Raw genomic sequence first — 16,789 nt, 5'->3', positions numbered from 1 at the left:
GCCGCTCGGCTGGCGCCTTCGGGTGATCGCGCCTCGCCTCCGCACGCTGACGGAGCCATCGAGCGGGAATTGGCCCGCTCCAAGATGGAGCCCTCAGATGTCCCACGATCTCATACTCGCCCAAAAAGCCGCATGGTCTCTCGCCCGCATCCTCATGGTCCCGGTTATCCTCTTCCAGGTCGACGACGAATTTGGCGTCGTGCCCGCCGCTGAGCTCGACGACGCCGATGTCGAAATCCTTTTCGAGTACGATCCCTATAGCGGTGGCCGGTCGGTTCATTGAACCGACCTTCTCTCGACTGCATTCAGGCGGCGCCCAGCGCCGCCTTCCTATTTTCTGACGGCCGCTCGCGCCCCGTCCTTCCCGAGGTCCTGGCGGAACCAGGCAGTCAGCGCAACGGCTTCGCCGTCCTCCGCTGTCGCTGCGGCCCACCCCATCGTGCAAGCACGATGGGACCCGATAGGGTGCGCCGCCCGCCTTCCTGCTCCGCCCAAGCGGACCCCCGTGACGGGGCCGCGATCGGCGCGGCCAGCAACTGGAGGTTCATGAAAATGACCAGGAAAGAAAATGCAGAGCGCATGGACGTCTATGCGCGGATCACCGACCGCATCGTAGCCGAGCTGGAGAAGGGTATCCGTCCTTGGATGCAGCCATGGCAATCGAGCAATGCCTCCGGCCGCGTCACCCGGCCCCTCAGACACAATGGTCTGCCCTATAACGGCATTAACGTGCTGCTGCTTTGGTCGGAGGCTGTCGCACGCGGGTTTTCCAGCCCGATGTGGATGACATTCAAGCAGGCGCTCGACCTTGGCGGCGGGGTTCGCAAGGGCGAGACCGGCTCTATGGTGGTCTTCGCCAGCCGCTTCACCAGGACGGAGACGGACATCAGGGGCGAGGAAATCGACCGCGAGATCCCGTTCCTCAAGGCGTATTCCGTTTTCAACATTGCGCAAATCGATGGCCTGCCGGTCCAGTTTTGTCGATCGCAGGCAGAGCCGGTGCGCGATCCGATCGCCCGAATCGGGCATGCCGACCAGTTCTTTGCCAATACTGGTGCGCCAATCCGGCACGGGGGGGATCGCGCCTACTATGCCCCGGTGACGGACCATATCCAGATGCCGCCGTTCCAGACGTTCCGGGACGCCGCGTCATACGTTGCCACGCTCAGTCACGAGGTCACCCATTGGACTTCGGCGCCGCATCGCGTGAATCGCGACCTTAGCCGCTACGCCAAGGATAGCAGCGAGCGAGCGCGCGAGGAACTGACCGCCGAGCTCGGAAGCTGCTTCCTCTGCGCCGATCTTGGTATCGCGCCCGAACTCGAGCCCCGGCCGGACCATGCGAGCTACCTCGGCTCGTGGTTGAAAGTCCTCGCCGACGACAAGCGCGCGATCTTCTCGGCCGCAGCCCATGCGCAGCGCGCCGTCGCTTTCCTGCATGGCCTTCAGCCGGAGACCGCAGAAGAACGCGATGCTGCCTAATGTTTCACGCATCAACTTTGGAGGGGGGAGTCCTTGGAGGGGGAGGTCATGTGAAACGTGAATTTCATTTTGATCCGGGTGAGGACGGACGGATTGTACCGTTTCTCTTACAAACTCCGCAGTTTCAACAACAGTGCCTAAACGACATCGCTGCCCAGATTGAAAATCTAACACCAGAAGTCATTGCGGCAAAATGCATAGTCATTGGCTACATGCCCGGCGTCGACTGGCTTTCCACACCGGCAAACCTGAAAGCGGCGGATCTGGATCCTTTCGGGAATCTCGATGCTTTTGCCTACGGTTGGGACCGCCAAAGACGATTTGGTCAATCCCTTCGTTTGTTCGAGACCCTGAGTCTCTTCAAGGGATCGCTGCTGGAATGACCAGATGGTCGGCACAAATCAATGGATGCTAAACAGACTAAACGAAGCGATTGCTTCTTTCACCCGAGCACTGGACAAATGTCCCGAAGATACTGTGTCCCGGTCCAATCGGGCCGACATTTATCTTCGGCTTGGCATGTTTCCGGAAGCGCAGCGTGAGATCAACTTCGTTGTCAAGGCTGACCCACAGGCGACGACCGGTCCTGGAAAGTCCGTGCGCGCCCTTGCTGATCAACTAAAGAATTCCTCTCCAAATCTCAGGTAAAGCAAACTGCCGAAAGTAAGACCAGAGGTATAGATCGGCAGGTAAGCGTCGCCAAGCGACGCGATCCGTGAGCGGACCGTCCGCTTGCGGCCCAAATGAGACATCCGCTATTACGGCCACTCAATAGCAAAAGCCGGTATTTGGAGCGCGTGTCCGGACCAGCTTCGATAGCATCCAGCAACGGCATTACCAGTCATCACGCGAAGCCGAGGCCGATCCCATCCGCGATCGCCAGGATGATCCAGGCTCTGATGCAGCACATGTCAGGCCGCGGCAACATCAGCACCGGCGAGACGGTCCACACCATCTTTGATCGCAAATGATCCCATCGTCGCCGTCTTCCATTTCACAGAGCGCACCAACGACCTCTCGAACGGGCTGATCTGGCCGAAGGACGGCTGAAGTCTCGGCCGCCTATGCCGCAATGGCGCGACGCGCGCGTTTCTTCCCCTGGGCGAAGCCCATTCCTCGCGCAACCAAGAAACGCGCGCCTCGCCATCCTGCGCTTTGCTGCGGTCGCAAGCGATGCGGCAGCGGTCGCCTTCGGCCTCACGATCGCCATCGAGGCCGCATGGTACGGGCTTGGAAACGAGAACGGAGACTGAAAATGGCTACCATCGGCAGCTTCAAGAAGACCAATGCGAACGAGTTCACCGGCGAGATCATCACCATCAGCGTCCAGGCCAAAGGCGTGCGCATCGTCCCCGATACCCGGGCCAGCGGCGAGAACGCTCCAAGCCACCGCGTGGTGGTCGGCAAGGCCGAGATCGGCGCCGCCTGGTCCAAGCGCTCCAACGAGGGCCGCGATTATCTCGGGCTCAAGCTTGACGACCCGAGCTTCACCGCTCCGATCTACGCCAACCTCTTCGCCGACGAGGAAAGCGAGGGCCACAGCCTCATCTGGTCCCGACCCAACCGCCGCAGCGGCGAGTGAACCAAGACCCACTCGCCCGGCAAGCGCGCCGGGCGAGATTCCTTTAGGTCTGATCAGACCTTCGCGCAAATCGCAGGCCGGCACCGCCGCCGTTTTCCGGAAGGAATTCTATACCCGCTGCCTCGAACGCACGGCGGATCGCAGAAAGATTGTTTCGGTGGGGAATACGAATACTTCTCTCGAAGTCCACTATCGTGGTCCTCGAAACAGCAGCTGCCTCGGCGAGGTCGCCCTGACTCCATTCGAGCATTGCTCTTGCAGCACGACACTGCTGTACAGAAATTGCTTCGCTCTCAAAATCGTTCTTTTTGGTTGACATAGGTCAAAAAAGCCGCTTTTAGTATGCAAACCTACGGAAGCCATTGGTGAGGTCTGGCGGAATAGCTTCGCTTGGCCCCACTGCATGACGTCGTTGATAGCTCAGAATCGTCCCTGATTCTGACAATAGCTACGACTTGTCCTTTCGTCACGAGCGAGAAAGGGGGCGGAGCGAGTGAGTGGAAATCGGCCAGCTTCGCAAACCTCATCAATCGTGGACAGCCAGCCGGCAGTGGACCCTGTCGTAGTACTATCTCTCGATTGGATTCATGCGCACGTTGCGATGTTGGCCTCGGGCGTGCGGCAGCAGCACGTGAAGGAAGATCTTTTTGAGAGCGGTGCGGCCTTGTCTACGGGCGATGTCATCGTGCACGGGGAGGGCGATATCGCCAATCCGGGCGATGTCGATGCCCGGACGGCGGAGAACGATAATGCTGAGAAGGCCGACGCTCTGTTGGCTGAGATCGCGGCTACGCCCGCACAATCGTTGGCGGGTGTGATCGCCAAGCTTGCGGTCGTGGTTCGGGAAGCGAAGGACAACACCGATCTTTTCGAATTTCCGCTTCCGCAGATACGCTCTGCATTGGCCGACCTGCGGCGTCTCGCTCATGACGCGATATGCGACCAGCCGGCCGGCGGGCCCGCCGGCGACCAGTCGATCGGCTCGCTGTTAGAGCAGCCCGCTTCGTCTTTTGCGGCTTGGCGCGCCTTCAGCGCGTGGAGCCAGGGTGACGACGAAGGCTATCGCACCTGGACGCGCACATTCAAAATACTGCAAGGCGCAAGCCAATAAGTCGCTAGGTCCCTGCCTGATCGCTCGTCGCCGGGTTCTCTCCTCGTCCATTCGTCAATGACGGAATCCAAGGATTTCGCTTAACGCCGCGTCCCCCTATCAAATCCACGAGAAGGGAAGGTGCGGATGAAGCCGGATACATCGCAGTGGCGTGACCCACAGGCATATGCATTCGTCAAAGGCGCAACCGCCGATGAGATTGCCTGGGAATTCCTGCGACGCAATCCGCAATATCAGCAGGACTTCGCGACCTCACGCTCGGCTAAGGCGATGCGCGCATTACGCAAGCGCTGGGGTTTGCAGTTTCGCCGCCCGGCCTGACCAGTCCGCGGTAGAGCAGCCCGTCTGTTGGGCGCCTCAGATCAACCCTGGGGTCGTCAACCTTGTCGCGCTTCCGCGGGGCCTGCGCACGGGTCAGGGCAGCGCCTCCGACCTCCAGCTGGCCGCGGGCCGGCATGACGAGGTCGGCCTTCACGTGCGTTCGTCGCCGGGCGGTATGCAACTGGCGCTTCTTGGCGACACGAAGCCAGACGAACCGCTCGCCGCCATCATACCGCTGGACGAAATGGCGCACGACCGGCTGCAAGCCGTCGAGCGGTTCATCCGCTCGATCCACAGGCAGCACCTTCCCGACGCCCGTTTGACCGCGGGCCAGCGCCGGCGCCTTGGGCACATGCTGCGATGCTTGGATGGCCGGGAAGAGCAGGCATCCCATTTTGAAGTCGCGACCGCCTTGTTCGGTCGGCGACTGGTCAGCGCCGCCGACTGGCACGACTCGGCTTTTCGATATCAGACGCATCGCTTAGTGCGCGATGGCTTGAAGATGGCCGAGCGCGGCTATCGCCAACTGCTTCGCACGCGACGGCGTCATTCCTGAAAAGGTTTTGACGCCGCCTGGTTCACTTAATGTGTTGCATGCAAGCCCATGGTTACCATGCTGAACTGAATGGCGTTTTGCGCCGCCTTGCGGCCGTTGAGGTCAGCTCTGCTGCTCAGCCAACCGGACGGCGCCTGGGCAGGGCTCGTTCGTTGAAAGTCTGACCCGAAGCAGCGTGAGCCAACGATCGAACTCAGGCATCACCGTCTTCGGGCAATAATCTCGACCGGTGCAATCTGGCCCGCTGAAATACTTTCGACCATATTTCGGACCATCTGTGGCCGCCGCGCTCCCATGAGTGTCTGGATCCCCAGTGCTGCCTGCTCTGTGGCCGTCTGGGCGCGCTGCCTCGCGAAATGGTCAAGCGCAACATCGCGCCGCTCGCGTTCCGACAATATCTCGAACCCTGCCGCGGAAAGCGCGTCGCGGTACTGTTCCGGCGCGGCGAGCGCGTTGGTGTCTGCCGTACTCGCCCATGGCAGCGGATAAGGCAGCTCGCCGGTTCCAGTACGCATGACGTCGAAGACACCGAAACGCGCCCCCGCCCGCAGGACGCGCGCAACCTCCGAAAACAGTGCGCCCTTGTCGGCAATGTTCATCCCGACGTGCAACATGTAAGCGGCGGCGAACGGTCCATCTGCGAAGGGCAGCGCTAAAGCATCGCCCTGCTGCAATGAGACGCGCTCATCGAGATGCAGCCAACTGGAGAGCACATTGCCGGCTTCGACGTAGTCGCGAGTGAGATCCACGCCGTTCACCAGGCAGTCGTAGCGCGCAGCGATCTGTCGCGCCGGTCCGCCCAGGCCGCAGCCGATGTCGAGCACTCGATCCTTGGCAGTAAGCGCAAGTTGCCCTGCCAACTCTTCCGTGACGGCGCGGCCGCCAATGTGAAACTCGTCCACCGGCGAGACGTCCTCGGCCGTGACTGTGCTTTCGGTCTTCCCCATGGCGGCGAGACTGTCACGGATGTCTGCGAGCAGGGTGCCTCGCGCGTAGTGGTCAGCAACCTGTGAACCCGGCGCCGCTTCCATGATCATCGCCCTTTGGTGACAGCTCGCGGATAATCTCAACCAACCATCGACATTCTCGAATTCGGTCGGCCCGACGATCATACCATCCGACCCGATGAAGCCAAATGCGGTGACACGCCCAGTGCGGTTATGGCCCAGCGATCGTGAGGGGTGGCCCGGTAATCTCCATATCGAACTGGGCCGCGACGGCCTTGATTGCCACAAGGTCGCGCGGAATTTCCAGTCCCTGCGCGGCAACCGCCGGGAAAAAGCTCTCGAGACCACCCGGGGACAGGATGGCGATCCATCGCGCACGCTCAACGACGACGAATGTGTGCTCGACGCCAGCGGGAATGTAGAACACTGCCCCGGTGGTACGCTCGGAAATTTCCCCGGCGCGCCAGAAGCGCAGCCGCCCTTGGAGAATGACGAAGACTTCGTCGGATTTGGGATGGCGATGGCGCGGCGGTCCGTCGCCCGGGCCAGCATTGGATGCAAATGCCCCGAGCTTGCCGCCGGTCTCGCGCCCAGTCAGCAGCGTTTCGTAATGCGTACCATTCCAGTCGGTTTGAGTACCAGGTGCTGCCCTCGTTTGCATCTTTCGCCATATGTGGTTGATATGAAGCTTGATGGTGTCACGATAGCTACACGCTGGCCTCAGGCGGTCGCCTCGTATGAACATACGAGATGCGCCGGGGAACGGTTGTCAGTGAAGCCGGCTTCCGGCAAACTGCAAGTTCCTTCAGGCGAGGGAGCGGTGAAATCCGGCACACATGCACGATTTCGACGGCATGGTGGGGCAGATCTACGATGCGGCGGTCGAACCCGGCCGCTGGCCGCAGGTTCTCGAGACGCTGTCCGATTTCCTCGAAGGCGCCGCCACCAAGCTCACGTTCCAGAATACCAGAACGTTGCGCAGCGAAGCGAATTCGGTGCGCATGCCGCCCGAGGCGGACATCACCTATGCCCGGTACTACTACAAGACAAATGTGTTCCTGCCGCGCATTGCGCGGCTGCACGCCGGTACGCTGATCCCAATCTGGGAGCTCCTGCCGCGCGAGGTCTACCGGCGCTCCGAGTTCTACAACGACTTCTGCCGGCCTGGCGACATGTGCCACTCGATCGGACTCGTGCTGGCCAACGAGCCGGACACGCGCGTCGTGTTCACCTGCGGACGCGCCGAGACGACAGGAGAGTTCGAGCCCGAGCACCTCGACCGGTTGCGTCGTATCGGGCCGCATCTGGTCCGCGCGGCGAGCCTGGGATTGCGCCTCTCGCGTTCGGAGATCGCCAGGAGTGCCAATGTCGAGGCGCTCGACCGCGTCGCCCAAGGCGTGTTGATCGTGGCGGCGAATGGCGAGATCCTGCTCGCCAACCGAACGGCCGAAGCGCTGCTCAATGAAGCCGACGGAATCAGGACAGAGAAATCGGCGCTGCGCGCAGCCAGGCGCGCGGATGCCGCGCAATTTCAAAGGTTGATCGTCGCGGCTGCGGAGCGGTCGGACACCGCGGGCGGCGTGATGGCGCTCGCGCGGCCGGCACCGCGGCGACCGCTGAGCGTGCTGGTGGCACCGCTGAAGATCGAGTCGACCTGGTTCGTGACCGGCCGCCCCGCCGCAATCGTGTTCGTGGCCGATCCGGAGAGCGCGCCGCGGACCACGCAGGCCCAGGTGCGCAATCTCTATCGGCTGACCCCGGCCGAGGCCGCCGTGGCCATTGCAGTCGCCCGCGGCGAAGGACTTCAGGCGGCCGCAGACGAGCTCGGCATCAGCCTGACCACGGCGCGCACCCACCTGCAGCACGTGTTCGAAAAGACGGAGACGCGGCGGCAGGCGGAGCTGGTGCGCCTCATTGCGGCGAGTGGCGTTTACGAGTGACAATCTGGAGCGCAGCAAGGCTCGCCCAAGCTGGTACAAGAGCTTTCGCGTGTCTGGACCAGCGTCGATAGCATCCAGCAACGGCATTACCAGTCATGACGCGAAGCCGAGGCCGGTCCCATCCGCGATTGCCAGATGGATCAGGTTCTGATGCAGCACATGTCAGGCCCTGGTGACATCAGCACCGGCGAGACGGTCCACATCATCTCTTTTCGTCGCAGACGACGCTATCGTCTCCGTGATGCATTTCTCAGTGCGCACCGACGACCTCTCGAACGGGGTGATCTGGCCGAAGGACGGCTGAAGCCTCGACCGCCTATGCCGCAATGGCGCGACGCGCGCGTTTCTTCCCCTGGGCTAAGCCCATTCCTCGCGCAACCAAGAAACGCGCGCCTCGCCATCCTGCGCTTTGCTGCGGTCGCAAGCGATGCGGCAGCGGTCGCCTTCGGCCTCACGATCGCCATCGAGGCCGCATGGTGCGGGCTCGGAAACGAGAACGGAGACTGAAAATGGCTACCATCGGCAGCTTCAAGAAGACCAATGCGAACGAGTTCACCGGCGAGATCATCACCATCAGCGTCCAGGCCAAAGGCGTGCGCATCGTCCCCGATACCCGGGCCAGCGGCGAGAACGCTCCAAGCCACCGTGTCGTGGTCGGCAAGGCCGAAATCGGCGCCGCCTGGTCCAAGCGCTCCAACGAGGGCCGCGATTATCTCGGACTCAAGCTGGACGACCCGAGCTTCACCGCTCCGATCTACGCCAACCTCTTCGCCGACGAGGAAAGCGAGGGCCACAGCCTCATCTGGTCCCGACCCAACCGCCGCAGCGGCGAGTGAATCGGCAGACGCCTCGCCGGTACCGGGCGAGGCGTCTTCTGCCGGCAATTGCGCAAGCTCGCCTAGGACCGCTTGATTGTAGCGAGGTAACGCGAGAGGGCAGCGCCGTCGACATACCGCTGGATCTAAGCCGGCGTCACGAGGTCGGCCTTCGGGCGGCATGCAACTGGCGCTTCTTGGTGAAGCCAAGCCAAGCGAACCGCTTACCGCCATCATTCCGTTCGACGACATGGCACACGACCGGCTGCAGGTCATCGAGCGGTTCATCGGCTCGATCCACAGGCAACACGTTCCCGACGCGCGGTTGACCGCGGCGCAGCGCCGGCGCCTTGGCCACATGCTGCGATGCCTCGATGGCCTGGAAGAGCAAGTCGCGACCGCCTTGTTCGATCGCCGACTGGTCAGCACCGCCGACTGGCACGACTCGGCTTTTCGATATCAGACGCATCGTCTCGTGCGCGACGGCCTGAAGATGGTCGAGCGCGGCTATCGCCAATTGCTTCGCGCGCGACGGCGCCGCTCCTGAGGCTCCCCCCGCCGCCTTGTCCACTTATTGCCCAGGATTCTGAAGTGAACGTGAGCTTGCCCCAACGTCTGCCACTAAACCGGCAGTTTGGCATTTCCGAACCTGCCGTTCGTGAGCCCCGCCTCCACGTCACATCGTCCTTTGCCCAGCCCGCCCGCGGGGCGACTGTTTCCCGGTCCGGGAGACAGCCTTCGCCGCGGAAACCCCGTCCGCGCACGAGGTGCTGGCCGACAGCCGCTGTCGGGCCGGGGGGTCGCGGCCGAAGGGAAACATCTATAGGTTGGAAAACGACGCCAACAAGGACGGCAAGAACATGGCAGGGGCACCCCCCAACGACGGCGATAGGCCTGCCGACGATACCGCTGAAGCGAAAGCGAACAACAACATGCCTCCCATTGTGGGCATCGGGTCATCGGCCGGAGGCGTGGCCGCTCTGCAGAGCCTTGTCAGCAACATACCGGCGGACAGCGGCATCGCCTGGGTGCTTATCCAGCACATGGCGCCGGATCGGCCGAGCGAACTCGCGAGCATTCTTGCGCGTAAGGCAGACTTATCAGTGGAGGAGGTTACGCACGACACGCGCATCGAGGCTGACAAAATCTATCTGATCGCGCCGGGGCAAGTGATGACGATCCGTGAGGGCGTGCTGCGCTCCGCGCAGGACGGCGACCCGCTCGCGCGGCGCACCAGCATCGACGCCTTCCTTGTCTCGCTCGCCGAGGATCAGGGGGAGCATTGCGGCTGCGCCCTTCTGTCAGGGGCGGGCACTGACGGGACTCTCGGCCTCAAGGCGGTAAAGGAGGCGGGCGGGCTGACGCTGACCCAGACGCTTCAGACGGCCGAATACGACAGCATGCTGCTGAGCGCCACGCGCACTGGCCTCGTCGATCGCGAGGCCGACGTCGCCGAAATGCCCGGGCTCTTCACCGACTTCCTCGTACGGCGGAAGCCCATCGCGCGCGATGTCGAGGTCGAAGATGGCGAGAAGCGCGTGATCTGTGACGTGCTTCGACGCGCCACCGGCCACGATTTCACCGACTACAAGTCGAGCACGGTCGACCGGCGCATCCGCCGGCGCATGCAGATCCATGGCATCGACACGCTGTCCGCCTATGTCGACCTGATGCGCGACGACCGCCGGGAACCCGAGCGCCTGTTCCGCGATCTGCTGATCGGGGTCACCCAGTTCTTCCGCGACACCGACTGGTTCGCGGCGCTGGCCGCGAAGGTACTCGGCCCGATCATGGAGGAAAAGACCGAGGACGATGAGGTGCGCGTCTGGGTTCCGGGTTGCGCCACGGGCGAGGAGGCCTACAGCTTGGCGATCCTGTTTCAGGAGGCCCGGGCGCAGATGGAGAGCCCGCCGGAGGTGAAAATCTTCGGCAGCGATATCGACGAGGCCGCCCTGCATTTTGCCCGTATCGGCCGCTATCCGCACAGCATCGCCGCCGATGTCAACGAGGAGCGGCTGGAGCGGTTCTTTGAAAAAGAGGATGGCCACTACACGATCCGTCCGCAACTCCGCGAGATGTGCCTGTTCGCCCAGCACAACCTGCTGCGCGACCCACCGTTCTCGCGCATTGACCTGCTCTCGTGCCGGAATGTGCTGATCTACATGAACCCGGGATTGCAGAAGCGGCTGATGCCGGTATTCCATTACGCGCTCCGGCCCGGTGGCTTCCTGTTCCTCGGCCCTGCCGAGAACGCGGGGCACGACAAGCTCTTCGGTGAGTTCGATCGGAAGCACCGCATCTTCCGCCGGCTGGGCGAGACCGCGCGGCTGCCCGAGTTTCCTATCGCCGGCGGCGACGGCAAGAATCGTCAGCAGATGCAACGGCAGGACGCCGCCACGAAGCCTGCCGTAACCGATCCGGCATTCCGTACTGCGCAAAAACTGCTCGAGCGCTACTCGCCGGCCTATGTCATCGTCGATGGCGAATTCGAGATCCTCGATGCTTCGACGGGCACCGGGACCTTCCTCGAACTGCCGCGCGGCCGGCCGAAGGCGAATCTGGCCGCCATGGCGCGCACCGAACTGGCCGTGGACATCAAGGCGGCCGTCGCGAAGGTGCTGACCTCGGGCGAGCGGCTCGTGCGCGACGATCTAATCGTGGGCCATGACGACGAGCGCCGTTATCTCACCCTGACCGTGGAGCCTCTGACCGGGACCGACGCGAGCGAGCGCCGTTGTCTCGTCGTCTTTCAGGCAGGAGCCGCCGCGATGGCGCAGACCACCGAGCGGGCAAGGCAGCGAGGCGGCGACGAGGAACTCGTACGCGCGCTGGAGCTGGAGCTTCAGACGACGAAGGAACGGCTGCAGAGCACGCTGGAGGAGTTGGAGACCACGAACGAGGAACTTCGCGCCTCTAACGAAGAACTCTCGTCGGTAAACGAAGAGCTGCAGTCCTCGAACGAGGAACTGGAAACCTCAAAGGAGGAACTGCAATCGATCAATGAGGAGCTTCGCACGGTCAACAATGAGCTTTCGACGCGGGTCGAGGAGCAGAGCCGTGCCAACAGCGACCTGAAAAACCTTTTCTCTAACACCCGTATAGCGATGCTCTTTCTCGATGCGGAGTTTCGCATCCGCAACTTCACCCCGCCCGCCAAGCCGCTCTTCCGGCTGCGCGACCACGACATGGGGCGGCCGCTGGACGAACTCGCCGGCCGCGTCGAGCTCGGATCCCTGAAGGAGCAGGTGGCGGAAGTCATCCGCAGTGGGGAGCAGATTGAGAAGGAGGTCGAGGCGCAAAACGGCGAGCCCCAGACGCTCATCATGCGCATGCTGCCCTATCGCGACGAGAACGACGTGATTCAGGGTGCTGTTCTCACATTCATCGACATCACCGCGCGCAAGCGGTCTGAAGAGCGGCTCTCGGACATGGTGTCCGAGCTGAACCATCGGGTGAAGAACAATCTGGCCAGTGTGCAGTCCATGATCCGTCAGGCGGCCCAACACACAGAGACGAAGGATGAGATATACAAGGTGCTCACAGGCCAGCTACACGCGATGGCCGCGTCGCACGACATCCTCTCGCGCGGCGACTGGAAGGGCGCCAGGCTGCATGACCTTGTCGGCGCCGTCCTGTCCCCCTTCGTGGGCGAGGGGCTCGACGGGCTGAGCCTCCAAGGACCCGAGGTCCACCTGAAGCCTCAGGTCGTGGTCGGGCTCGGGGTGATCCTGCATGAGCTCGCCACGAACGCGTCGAAGTACGGCGCGTGGTCCACCGGGGCGGGACGCGTTTCGCTGAACTGGACTCGGGTCACGACCGACGGCGACGAGCTGAGGATCGAATGGGCGGAAAGTGGCGGGCCGCCCGTTGCGCCGCCGAAGAGCAATGGTTTCGGCCTCAACTTCGTCTCGCGGTCTACCCAGCACGAACTTCGTGGCACCTGCCAGCATGAGTTTCCCTCCGCTGGCTACCGCTGCGTTATAGTCGCGCCTGCGAAGGCCATGTTGATGGATCGCGATAAAAATCGCTGAGGCCCTCTCATCGCCGCGCGAGACCGAGCGCGTCGAGCGCAGCAAAGAGAGCGGCCTCCGTCAGCGGTTTGTGCAGAACCTGGCACTCTTTGAAGCGCTCGGGCACTTCCACCCTGGAATAACCGGTCGCGAGGATGAAAGGAACGCCATGCTCGTGAAGCAGATCGGCGACCGGCCAGACGCGCTCATCGCCGAGGTTCACGTCGAGGACCGCGCCGTCAAGGTTGTTCTGCCGCACTGCCAACAGCCCTGCCTCGACGTTGGAGACCGGCCCGACAGGCACGCAGCCGCACTCGCCGACCATGTACTCGAGATCCATTGCGATAAAGAGGTCGTCCTCGATCACGAGGATTCGTGGTTTTCGATTTTCAAGTGAACGCACGTCCCATTGCCCCCAAAGAAAACTAACCACTTCGCCCCAAGAAAGTTCCGACATCGTTTGGCCGGCCGTCGCTTCCAGGAACTGCAGTCGAAGGCCAACTTGGGTCTGCACATGGCTTTCGAAGTAAATGATTGAGCATGTTCGGTGGCTTCACCTGGAGAACGTTGGAGCCGTCCGTCTCCTCCGCCGGAGAAGCCGCAAGCCATGAGCCAGGCAATAAGCCGGTCCGCTTTCTCAAGGCCACCAGCAAGGCGAGACCGTCTGGCGTCGGCCCCATATGACATGTCCGCTATACAGGGGCGCTCAATAGCAAAAGCCGGTATTTGGAGCGCGTGTCTGGACCAGCTTCGATAGCATCCAGCAACGGCATTACCGGTCATCACGCGAAGCCGAGGCCGATCCCATCCGCGAGCGCCAGATGGATCCAGGCTCTGATGCTGCACATGTCGGGCCCCGGTAACATCTGCACGGCGAAACGGTCCCACATCATCCTTTCGGCGCAGATGATCCAATCGTCCCCGTCTCTCCATTTCACGGCGGGCACCAACGACCTCTCGAACGGACTGATCTGGCCGAAGGACGGCTGAAGTCTCGACAGCCTATGCCGCAATGGCGCGTCGCGCGTTTCTTCCTCTGGGCGAAGCCATTCCTCGCGCAACCAAGAAACGCGCGCCTGCGCCGTCCTGCGCTTTGCTGCGGTCGCAAGCGATGCGGCAGCGGTCGCCTCCGGCCTCATGATCGCCATCGAGGCCGCATGGTGCGGGCTCGGAAACGAGAACGGAGACTGAAAATGGCTACCATCGGCAGCTTCAAGAAGACCAATGCGAACGAGTTCACCGGCGAGATCGTCACCCTCAGCGTCCAGGCCAAGAGCGTGCGCATCGTCCCCGACACCCGAGCCAGCGGCGAGAACGCTCCAAGCCACCGCGCCGTGGTCGGCAAGGCCGAGATCGGCGCCGCCTGGTCCAAGCGCTCCAACGAGGGCCGCGACTATCTCGGGCTCAAGCTCGACGACCCGAGCTTCACCGCTCCGATCTACGCCAACCTCTTTCGTCGACGAGGAAGGCGAGGGCCACAGCCTCATCTGGTCCCGGGCCAACCGCCGCAACGGCGAGTAACAGGTAGCAAGCCCGTTCGGCTTGGCCGGACGGGCTTCGGCGTCTAAAACAGGGCTTCAGCGGTGAAGCCGCGATCAACTGCTCTTTCGCAACAGAATTCCAGTATCGGGCAGTACTTCAATTCCAGCCTTCTCGAGCGCATTCACAGTTGCTCACAGGCAGCACCTTCCCGACGCCCGCTTGACCGCGGCCCAGCGCCGACGCCTTGGCCACATGCTGCGATGCCTCGATGGCCGGCAAGAGAATGCATCCCGTTTTGAAGTCGCGATCGCCTTGTTCGGTCGGCGACTGCTCAGCACCGCCGACTGGCACGACTCGGCTTTTCGGTATCAGACGCTTCGCTTAGTGCGCGACGGCTTGAAGATGGTCGAGCGCGGCTATCGCCAATTGCTTCGTGCGCGACGGCCTCATTCGTGAGACCGCTCCGGCGCCGCCTGGTCCACGCGTTGCCTGCAGGCCCAGGCATACGATTCTGAAGTGAACGGGAGCTTTGCGCCTTCATCTCGGCCATTGAGATAAACTTAGCTTCTGCCCAAACGCGGACATCCCGGGTGACATGCTGGAGGTTCGTCATGCGCCTGAAGCACCCGATGCGAAGTGGATCCCCATCCGCATTGCTAGGGTTCGGCGTCCTGTCAGTCCCCACGCCTGGTTCGCCGCCGACCAACTATTGAGCGCCGGGCGTCCATTCGGGCAGCGGCGCCAGGCTGCGGTTGAACTGCTTCCACCACATGGTCTCATCGATCTCACAGCAGGCGCGAAGCATGGCGTGCGCCTTCTCGAAAGCCTGGGTGGCGAGTTCATCGAATGTCATCCGCGCATCATATGGCACCGATACCACCAGTTCCTGGCCGGTCTGTGTGCCGCCTTCATCAACCTGAAGATAAAGCCAGACGACGAAATGCGCGCCCTGGCCGCTTGCGTCCGCATTGCCGATCTTGATGCGGTCGATTCCTGCTGCGGTGACTTTCATGCAAGGGCCCCTTCATTCGAATTCATGATGAAGCCGAGAAGTCCGCTGCGATCATGAAGGTTCCGAAGCCGTTGTCATTATGGTGAAGAGCCGGTTAGGCCCCCTTGAGCTTTCTTATGAACTTCACATAGGTTGGTGAAAATCAGGAATTGCTGAAAAATCAGGCCGACTGATCGCACCTAGTGCCGAACCTCGGTGGACACCGTTGGTCGGTTTACCTTTGAGGAGAGTGATCGCGGCCACCGGATGCAAAGAGAATACGGGCGACGCTCGCCCGTATTCTCATAATTAGCGGTCTTTGTGCCCAGATGCATCTGCTTGCACTTTTCACTCGCTGCCTTTTCGCTTTCCGAGGCGACGTTACTCCCTCGCATAGGTCAAAATGCGAAATACCGGCCAATGGGTAATCGCTTCACGCAATCTGCTGAAAAGCTTTCCTTCGATGCCGATGGCAGACCGAACTTGAATGGCAGCCCATCCGGCTTTCATGGTCCCGCCGACATGGCAATGGCAGACGATAGCGTGCAACTGCCAATCCGTAAGCTCGAAGAAGCGTTTCGCTTCGCCATAGGTATCGTTCTTCAATCCTTGCGCGCGCAATATCGGATCAGCGAAAGCGACGCTGAGTGCGGAGTCCAGGGACCGCGCCTTGTCACGCACGTCCAAGGTCATGTATTCCGTCCCGGGGAAAGCGGCGAGGCGCCGCTCGGGATTTCGCTCGAGCAGCATGGCCCAATGTTCCAAACGCTGCCCTCGCGTCATAGCCGGAAAGGATACTTCGACTTCCGCGACCTCATGTAGTTCTTCAAGTGTCTGATGTTTCATGGCCGTCTCCTGTTGGCGAGGCGCTCTGCCTGCAGAATGCACAGGTCGGAATGGGCCTCAGTCGTCCCTATGCAGGCGAACCAGCAGTGCGTCGGGAAGTTCCAATGGCGAGAAAATTTGACAGTGTGCCTGCTTCAATCTCCGCTGTCTGTGTGCCTTGGACCATCCCGCGCAACGAGCTACTGCGATGCTTCGACCAGCCGTCGGAGCAATGGGTAATCCTTCAGGTCCTTGTAAGGCGTGAGATCTAACTCCCCTGGCACGCACTGAAGCTGTTCTTCATCGATCGCTTTCTCGTGCCCCTTGATGACGCTTTGGTAGTGCCGCCAGGTCAGGCCAGCCCCTCTCACCGCATCTCTTTCGATGCGCGAGGCAATTTGGTGGGCGTGCAGATAATGAAGCCGCAACTCGTCCAAGAGAGCTTTTTCAACAATTTCGTGGCACACCAGAAATGGTTCGAGCCGCACGTCCTTGCCTCTCCACCTGATGGTGCGCGGCAGATGTCGGTCGATGTAAATCGTCCTTGCATCCGTGCTGTACCCAGCAATGTAGGGAATATCGAACTCGTGGCTGACCTTAACTCGTCGATGAAGTGCAGACACGACATCGGACAGGACCAGGTCGCTGATATCTTCAGAGCTATGACGGACCTCGTCGGCTAGTTTCAAGTCCGCTCCTGCGTTTTCCAGTCGAAGCGCCCGCCACA

At 61.8% G+C, this 16,789-nt stretch carries 21 protein-coding genes and 1 pseudogene; 15 read left to right on the top strand and 7 right to left on the bottom strand.

Features of this window, described 5'->3' with window-relative positions; translation table 11 throughout:
• Positions 1 to 97: 97 nt before the first annotated feature.
• The 5 genes from LB538_RS26045 (at position 98) to LB538_RS26030 (ending at position 3,064) form a co-directional block, all read left to right on the top strand.
• Complete coding sequence (locus tag LB538_RS26045) at positions 98 to 283, top strand: hypothetical protein (protein ID WP_224532390.1); 186 nt, start codon at positions 98 to 100, stop codon at positions 281 to 283.
• A 269-nt stretch (positions 284 to 552) separates the two neighbouring features.
• Complete coding sequence (locus LB538_RS26040) at positions 553 to 1,482, top strand: ArdC family protein (protein ID WP_224532389.1); 930 nt, start codon at positions 553 to 555, stop codon at positions 1,480 to 1,482.
• A gap of 50 nt (positions 1,483 to 1,532) precedes the next feature.
• Positions 1,533 to 1,865 (top strand): hypothetical protein, encoded by a 333-nt coding sequence (locus LB538_RS26035; RefSeq protein WP_224532388.1) that lies wholly within the window; start codon positions 1,533 to 1,535, stop codon positions 1,863 to 1,865.
• Between the two features lie 4 nt (positions 1,866 to 1,869).
• Positions 1,870 to 2,130, top strand: coding sequence for a tetratricopeptide repeat protein (locus tag LB538_RS29405; protein ID WP_411909061.1), 261 nt, complete (start codon positions 1,870 to 1,872; stop codon positions 2,128 to 2,130).
• 607 nt (positions 2,131 to 2,737) lie between these two features.
• Positions 2,738 to 3,064, top strand: coding sequence for a DUF736 domain-containing protein (locus LB538_RS26030; protein WP_224532380.1), 327 nt, complete (start codon positions 2,738 to 2,740; stop codon positions 3,062 to 3,064).
• A gap of 43 nt (positions 3,065 to 3,107) precedes the next feature.
• On the opposite strand, the gene LB538_RS26025 is transcribed toward LB538_RS26030, so the two are convergent.
• Positions 3,108 to 3,383, bottom strand: a complete 276-nt coding sequence (locus tag LB538_RS26025) for a helix-turn-helix transcriptional regulator (protein ID WP_224551807.1) — start codon at positions 3,381 to 3,383, stop codon at positions 3,108 to 3,110.
• 312 nt (positions 3,384 to 3,695) lie between these two features.
• Here LB538_RS26025 and LB538_RS26020 point away from each other — a divergent pair, with 312 nt between their 5' ends.
• The 3 genes from LB538_RS26020 to LB538_RS26010 all read left to right on the top strand — a co-directional run bounded on the left by LB538_RS26020 (position 3,696) and on the right by LB538_RS26010 (position 5,052).
• Positions 3,696 to 4,175 carry a hypothetical protein gene (locus tag LB538_RS26020; protein WP_224532387.1) on the top strand — a complete coding sequence of 160 codons (480 nt, stop codon included), beginning with the start codon at positions 3,696 to 3,698 and terminating at the stop codon, positions 4,173 to 4,175.
• Positions 4,176 to 4,301: 126 nt separating this feature from the next.
• Positions 4,302 to 4,496: a transcriptional regulator domain-containing protein gene (locus tag LB538_RS26015; RefSeq protein ID WP_224532386.1), complete on the top strand. Its 195-nt coding sequence runs from the start codon at positions 4,302 to 4,304 to the stop codon at positions 4,494 to 4,496.
• Between the two features lie 175 nt (positions 4,497 to 4,671).
• Positions 4,672 to 5,052: a DUF2285 domain-containing protein gene (locus LB538_RS26010; RefSeq protein WP_224532385.1), complete on the top strand. Its 381-nt coding sequence runs from the start codon at positions 4,672 to 4,674 to the stop codon at positions 5,050 to 5,052.
• Positions 5,053 to 5,252: 200 nt separating this feature from the next.
• Here LB538_RS26010 and LB538_RS26005 read toward each other — a convergent pair whose 3' ends face one another.
• Together LB538_RS26005 and LB538_RS26000 are read right to left on the bottom strand one after the other, a co-directional pair.
• Positions 5,253 to 6,164 (bottom strand): class I SAM-dependent methyltransferase, encoded by a 912-nt coding sequence (locus LB538_RS26005; protein ID WP_224532384.1) that lies wholly within the window; start codon positions 6,162 to 6,164, stop codon positions 5,253 to 5,255.
• Between the two features lie 46 nt (positions 6,165 to 6,210).
• Positions 6,211 to 6,660 (bottom strand): cupin domain-containing protein, encoded by a 450-nt coding sequence (locus LB538_RS26000; RefSeq protein WP_224532383.1) that lies wholly within the window; start codon positions 6,658 to 6,660, stop codon positions 6,211 to 6,213.
• Positions 6,661 to 6,835: 175 nt separating this feature from the next.
• Between LB538_RS26000 and LB538_RS25995 the strand changes: the two genes are divergently transcribed.
• The 5 genes from LB538_RS25995 (at position 6,836) to LB538_RS25975 (ending at position 12,785) form a co-directional block, all read left to right on the top strand.
• Entirely contained in the window at positions 6,836 to 7,939 is a 1,104-nt protein-coding gene (locus LB538_RS25995) for a helix-turn-helix transcriptional regulator (RefSeq protein WP_224532382.1), read from the top strand.
• 135 nt (positions 7,940 to 8,074) lie between these two features.
• A complete protein-coding gene (locus tag LB538_RS25990) occupies positions 8,075 to 8,446 on the top strand; it encodes a hypothetical protein (RefSeq protein ID WP_224532381.1) in 372 nt (123 codons plus the stop codon).
• Between the two features lie 2 nt (positions 8,447 to 8,448).
• Complete coding sequence (locus LB538_RS25985; RefSeq protein WP_224532380.1) at positions 8,449 to 8,775, top strand: DUF736 domain-containing protein; 327 nt, start codon at positions 8,449 to 8,451, stop codon at positions 8,773 to 8,775.
• A gap of 160 nt (positions 8,776 to 8,935) precedes the next feature.
• Positions 8,936 to 9,301, top strand: a complete 366-nt coding sequence (locus tag LB538_RS25980) for a DUF2285 domain-containing protein (RefSeq protein WP_224532379.1) — start codon at positions 8,936 to 8,938, stop codon at positions 9,299 to 9,301.
• Between the two features lie 280 nt (positions 9,302 to 9,581).
• A complete protein-coding gene (locus LB538_RS25975; protein ID WP_224685879.1) occupies positions 9,582 to 12,785 on the top strand; it encodes a CheR family methyltransferase in 3,204 nt (1,067 codons plus the stop codon).
• A gap of 7 nt (positions 12,786 to 12,792) precedes the next feature.
• On the opposite strand, the gene LB538_RS25970 is transcribed toward LB538_RS25975, so the two are convergent.
• Positions 12,793 to 13,278 (bottom strand): response regulator, encoded by a 486-nt coding sequence (locus LB538_RS25970; protein ID WP_224532377.1) that lies wholly within the window; start codon positions 13,276 to 13,278, stop codon positions 12,793 to 12,795.
• 679 nt (positions 13,279 to 13,957) lie between these two features.
• Here LB538_RS25970 and LB538_RS25965 point away from each other — a divergent pair.
• Together LB538_RS25965 and LB538_RS25960 are read left to right on the top strand one after the other, a co-directional pair.
• Positions 13,958 to 14,285, top strand: a pseudogene (locus tag LB538_RS25965) (DUF736 domain-containing protein).
• Positions 14,286 to 14,363: 78 nt separating this feature from the next.
• Positions 14,364 to 14,702, top strand: a complete 339-nt coding sequence (locus LB538_RS25960; RefSeq protein ID WP_263482500.1) for a DUF2285 domain-containing protein — start codon at positions 14,364 to 14,366, stop codon at positions 14,700 to 14,702.
• A 250-nt stretch (positions 14,703 to 14,952) separates the two neighbouring features.
• Here the strand turns inward: LB538_RS25960 and LB538_RS25955 are convergent, their stop codons facing one another.
• The 3 genes from LB538_RS25955 to LB538_RS25945 form a co-directional block, all read right to left on the bottom strand.
• Positions 14,953 to 15,258 carry a hypothetical protein gene (locus LB538_RS25955; protein ID WP_224532376.1) on the bottom strand — a complete coding sequence of 102 codons (306 nt, stop codon included), beginning with the start codon at positions 15,256 to 15,258 and terminating at the stop codon, positions 14,953 to 14,955.
• 360 nt (positions 15,259 to 15,618) lie between these two features.
• Positions 15,619 to 16,083 (bottom strand): hypothetical protein, encoded by a 465-nt coding sequence (locus LB538_RS25950; protein ID WP_224532375.1) that lies wholly within the window; start codon positions 16,081 to 16,083, stop codon positions 15,619 to 15,621.
• Positions 16,084 to 16,262: 179 nt separating this feature from the next.
• On the bottom strand, positions 16,263 to 16,751 hold the full coding sequence (locus tag LB538_RS25945; RefSeq protein ID WP_224532374.1) for a hypothetical protein: 489 nt from the start codon (positions 16,749 to 16,751) through the stop codon (positions 16,263 to 16,265).
• Positions 16,752 to 16,789: the final 38 nt, after the last annotated feature.

Origin of the sequence: Mesorhizobium sp. Ca11 (assembly GCF_020165275.1) — a bacterium.
In the GTDB taxonomy this organism is placed as follows: Bacteria; Pseudomonadota; Alphaproteobacteria; order Rhizobiales; family Rhizobiaceae; genus Mesorhizobium.
This window is presented reverse-complemented; position numbering and strand designations above follow the sequence as displayed.

Bases quoted from the DNA above. Each gene is read 5' to 3' on its own strand.
- LB538_RS26015 (WP_224532386.1), top strand. From the start codon at position 4,302: ATGAAGCCGGATACATCGCAGTGGCGTGACCCACAGGCATATGCATTC.
- LB538_RS26005 (WP_224532384.1), bottom strand. From the start codon at position 6,164: ATGATCGTCGGGCCGACCGAATTCGAGAATGTCGATGGTTGGTTGAGA.
- LB538_RS25995 (WP_224532382.1), top strand. From the start codon at position 6,836: ATGCACGATTTCGACGGCATGGTGGGGCAGATCTACGATGCGGCGGTC.
- LB538_RS25980 (WP_224532379.1), top strand. From the start codon at position 8,936: ATGCAACTGGCGCTTCTTGGTGAAGCCAAGCCAAGCGAACCGCTTACC.
- LB538_RS26045 (WP_224532390.1), top strand. From the start codon at position 98: ATGTCCCACGATCTCATACTCGCCCAAAAAGCCGCATGGTCTCTCGCC.
- LB538_RS26025 (WP_224551807.1), bottom strand. From the start codon at position 3,383: ATGTCAACCAAAAAGAACGATTTTGAGAGCGAAGCAATTTCTGTACAG.
- LB538_RS26030 (WP_224532380.1), top strand. From the start codon at position 2,738: ATGGCTACCATCGGCAGCTTCAAGAAGACCAATGCGAACGAGTTCACC.
- LB538_RS25985 (WP_224532380.1), top strand. From the start codon at position 8,449: ATGGCTACCATCGGCAGCTTCAAGAAGACCAATGCGAACGAGTTCACC.
- LB538_RS26000 (WP_224532383.1), bottom strand. From the start codon at position 6,660: ATGCAAACGAGGGCAGCACCTGGTACTCAAACCGACTGGAATGGTACG.
- LB538_RS25990 (WP_224532381.1), top strand. From the start codon at position 8,075: ATGGATCAGGTTCTGATGCAGCACATGTCAGGCCCTGGTGACATCAGC.
- LB538_RS25955 (WP_224532376.1), bottom strand. From the start codon at position 15,258: ATGAAAGTCACCGCAGCAGGAATCGACCGCATCAAGATCGGCAATGCG.
- LB538_RS26010 (WP_224532385.1), top strand. From the start codon at position 4,672: ATGCAACTGGCGCTTCTTGGCGACACGAAGCCAGACGAACCGCTCGCC.
- LB538_RS29405 (WP_411909061.1), top strand. From the start codon at position 1,870: ATGGTCGGCACAAATCAATGGATGCTAAACAGACTAAACGAAGCGATT.
- LB538_RS26040 (WP_224532389.1), top strand. From the start codon at position 553: ATGACCAGGAAAGAAAATGCAGAGCGCATGGACGTCTATGCGCGGATC.
- LB538_RS25950 (WP_224532375.1), bottom strand. From the start codon at position 16,083: ATGAAACATCAGACACTTGAAGAACTACATGAGGTCGCGGAAGTCGAA.